Annotated in this window: 2 protein-coding genes; both read right to left on the bottom strand. The window is 49.1% G+C overall.

Annotated features, from left to right (window positions below; translation table 11 throughout):
- A partial coding sequence (locus tag J5224_RS27160) for a hypothetical protein (RefSeq protein WP_264628256.1) occupies positions 1-616 on the bottom strand: 616 nt, incomplete at its 3' end.
- A 64-nt stretch (positions 617-680) separates the two neighbouring features.
- Positions 681-1,211, bottom strand: coding sequence for a Rha family transcriptional regulator (locus J5224_RS27155; RefSeq protein ID WP_264628257.1), 531 nt, complete (start codon positions 1,209-1,211; stop codon positions 681-683).
- Positions 1,212-1,600: the final 389 nt, after the last annotated feature.

Here is a 1,600-nt window from a genome sequence, read left to right as displayed (position 1 = left end):
CACGCGCGGCGGCTGCACCCACTTTTGACATCGCCCCACCTGCAATTAACTGAGCCACGGTAGGCACCGCATTAATCAGCCAGGTATCTTTATCAAACAGACCATCGCCAGCACTGATGCCTGTGAAATTCCCCTCTTTGTCATGATCGACTTTTACAAAATCCTGTGATGCCGCCTGCTTTGCGCCCTCGCTATAGGTATCTTTGATGGCCTTTGATGCTTGCCCAGCAAGATTGCCAACACCTTCAATAACCGCACTCCCTACTCGGGACAGTGGGTTTCCGGCGTTGTCGCGCATGACTTGCATCGTCTCATCAATGCCGAAAGGATTGGGATTCTCCCCAGCTTGCGCTGCCGCTTTATCATCGAGGATTTGGTTACCCGCTTTAAACATCTGACCGCCAGCAGCAACCATATCCAGCGGCGCGGCAACGGCAGACTTGCCGATATCGCCCAGCGTGACCTTGGCTTCTACTGGCGCTTTGTTCCAGTTCTCTGGGGCGAAGAATTGGCGATCGAAATCGGGTACTTCGCCGGGCTGCTGGATGTTCAAGCCTTGTCGATTACCGTTGGTGATTTGCTGCTCGGGGCGCTGTTGTTGCGGATCGTAGGCCATGACGGGCTCCAGAATTTAGGCACAAAAAAACCGCCGAAGCGGTAGGATTATGAGATGCTCTTGATTATGACAATGAGGGAAATAGTGGCGGGCAATTCAGTGCCATGACCTGTTTTTCCTCTTCACGCAAAACTGAGATTTCTTTTCTGCGCTCGTTCATAAGGCGACTGCCGATCGTTCCTTTTAACTTAGAACGAGTCTCTTTAACCGCCAGCCGATGCATAGCTTTTTCGCCTATCAGTTGGCGGCGCTGAAGCTGATCCGTCATCCAGTTGAAAGCCTCAATATAGGTGATTTTGATTTGCATAGCTGCCCTGCCAGTGAACCCCATGACCACTAATATGTAACCGTCTTTCGTCATGTTGAACATCGGCTGAACATCACCATTTTTATCAATGAAATCAGTAGGCTCAAAATTGAGCTGGGCGAAATCATCAGGGCACTCACTGATAGTTTTCCGGATTTTTCGCAGTACGTTTTTATGATCTTTGCCGAAGAAACGCGCCACTTTAATACTGTTTGTCAGCACTTTCCCACTGGCAGACATAACCATTTCTCGGAAGTCGTAGGCGGGGATTACTGCATGATTGCTCATAACGTTTACCTTCTCTTTGAAATGAACCTTTGCCGCACAGGAAATCAGCCCGTCGAGGCTCGCCAGCACTAACTGACTTCCTCAAAGGTTCATTCCAAAGGGTTGGGTTCGACGTGGGGGAATGCGCGAGCGGTGCGCATAAAAAAAACCGAGTCAGCTTTTTAGGGCGTAACTCGGTATCTTTCTGGAATTTAGCGCGTATTGGCGATTAGGGAAAGTACATTGCTGTTTTGAAACCCATCTTCAAGTCATGAAACCATGGGAATATCTGAATGCTGGCAATGTCAGAAGTTACCTAAGAAAGTATTTAATCTGCTAATTACGAGTTCCCTTACAGCGTGGATAATGCTGGCAACCCCAAAACTGGCCGTACTTTCCCGAACGACGTT

It is taken from the genome of Candidatus Symbiopectobacterium sp. NZEC135, assembly GCF_025962695.1.
The sequence above is the reverse complement of the archived record's forward strand: the minus strand, read 5'-3'. Positions and strand labels throughout refer to the sequence as shown.